The sequence below is a fragment of the Deinococcus sp. genome (genome assembly GCF_030523985.1).
GTDB lineage: Bacteria > Deinococcota > Deinococci > Deinococcales > Deinococcaceae > Deinococcus.
The window spans coordinates 57,351-59,142 of the sequence record NZ_JAUNHK010000004.1 but is presented as its reverse complement, the minus strand read 5'-3'; the positions used below and the strand labels follow the sequence as shown (position 1 = coordinate 59,142).

The window sequence follows — 1,792 nt, the reverse complement described above, 5'->3', positions numbered from 1 at the left end:
GCCACTTCCGGGCGGGTGAATTCGGGGGGCAGATGCTCGCCCGCCCGCAGCTTCTCGCGCACCTTCGTGCCACTCAGAATCAGGTGGTGCGAGGCGTCGTGGGGGCAGGTGCGGGGGCTGACCATCTGGGCGCACGACTGGCAGTAGAAGGTGTGCTCGAATTTCAGGATGCGGATGCCCAGTTCCTCGGCAGTGTAGGCGCTGAAAATCTCCTGGGCGTCGTAGGTGCCGTAGTAGTTGCCCACGCCCGCGTGGTCACGCCCCACGATGAAATGCGTGGCCCCGTAGTTGCGCCGCGAGAGCGCGTGGACAATCGCCTCACGCGGCCCGGCGTAGCGCATGGCGGCGGGGTACACGCTCAGCAGGGTGCGCTCCTGCGGGTAGTAGCCCTCCAGCAGGACTTCATAGGCTTCCATGCGGGTGTCGGCGGGCACGTCGTCGCTCTTGGTGCGGCCCACCAGCGGGTGCAGCAGCAGGCCGTCCACCAGTTCCAGCGCCACTTTTTGCAGGTACTCGTGGGCGCGGTGAATGGGGTTGCGTGTCTGGAAGGCGACGGTGGAACGCCAGCCCCGCGCCTCAATGACTTCGCGCACCTCGCTCGGCGTGCGGTGAAACCGGGGAAATTCGCCGCGTGGCACTTCAAAGAGGGTCACTGGGCCGCTCAGGTACACCTCGCCCGCCGCGTATAGCGCCGCCACGCCAGGGTGCGCCTCATCCTCGGTGCGGTAGACCTCGCGGGCTTCCCAGGCTTTGCGGGCCAGATACTTTTCCTCGATGTCCAGGGTGCCCACGTCCTGCCCGTCGTGGGTCAGCACCACGCGCCCGCTCAGGCTCTCGGCCTGCTCCCGGCTTACTGGCAGCGTAATCGGCAGACTCCAGGGCGTGCCGTCGGCCAGCCGCAGATGCTCGACGATGCTGAGGTAATCGGCCTCGTTCACGAAGCCCGTCAGCGGCGAATACGCGCCCGTCGCCAGCATTTCCAGGTCGGCAAAGCTGCGCTCGGAAACCTCCAGGCGGGGCAGCCCCGCGAGTTCCGCCGGGTCGAAGTCCTGACCGGGCCGCCAGATGCGGCGCACGAGGGTTCCGCCCAGCGGCGTGGGCAGGGTAACGGGAGCGGTTTGCAGGATGGTCATGGGGTTCTCCTTTGGGGTTCGAGATTATTCTTGATGAAACAGGTCAACTATTGAGGCAAGCAGAACTCAGACGCGCTTTTTCCATCATCTATCAGCGAAGCGGAACCATCATCCATCACCATCTACAGGCTGTTCCCGCCCTGCCACAGTCCACATTCGGTCTTGCCTTTTCCGGCCCAGCGTCCGGCGCGGGCATCTTCGCCGGGCTTCACGGCGCGGGTGCAGGGCCAGCAGCCGATGCTGAGGAAGCCGTCGTAGTAAAGCGGGTTCACGGGCAATTCGTGTTCGGCGGCGTAGGCTTCCAGCGCCTCGCGTGTCCAATGGGCCAAAGGGTTGACTTTGACCCGCCTGCCGCCCGTTTCCACAAAAGGGATGTCGGCGCGAGTGCTGGCCTGGTCACGGCTGCGGGCGTTCAGCAGCGCGGGCGGGTTCTTCTGGTTCAAGTACCGCTGCAATGGCTCTACCTTGCGGGCGGCGCAGCAGGCGTCGGGGTCGGCGGCGTAGAGGTCGGGGGGCGTCTGACCGTCGTCGGGACTGGCCCCGGCATTCAGCGTCACGAAGGTCAGTTCCGGGTAACGGGCCGTCAGCGCGTCGCGGGTCGCCAGGGTTTCGGGAAAGTGGTAGCCCGTGTCCACGAACACGACTTCGCCCCGGTAGCC

The 1,792-nt window shown here is 66.0% G+C and carries 2 protein-coding genes; both read right to left on the bottom strand.

What is annotated here, in order from left to right; translation table 11 throughout:
• Positions 1-1,133: sulfate adenylyltransferase (sat, locus tag Q4C89_RS01650; protein WP_303100869.1), on the bottom strand; the 1,133-nt coding region annotated here is incomplete at its 3' end.
• A 122-nt stretch (positions 1,134-1,255) separates the two neighbouring features.
• Positions 1,256-1,792: phosphoadenylyl-sulfate reductase (locus Q4C89_RS01645; RefSeq protein WP_303100868.1), on the bottom strand; the 537-nt coding region annotated here is incomplete at its 5' end.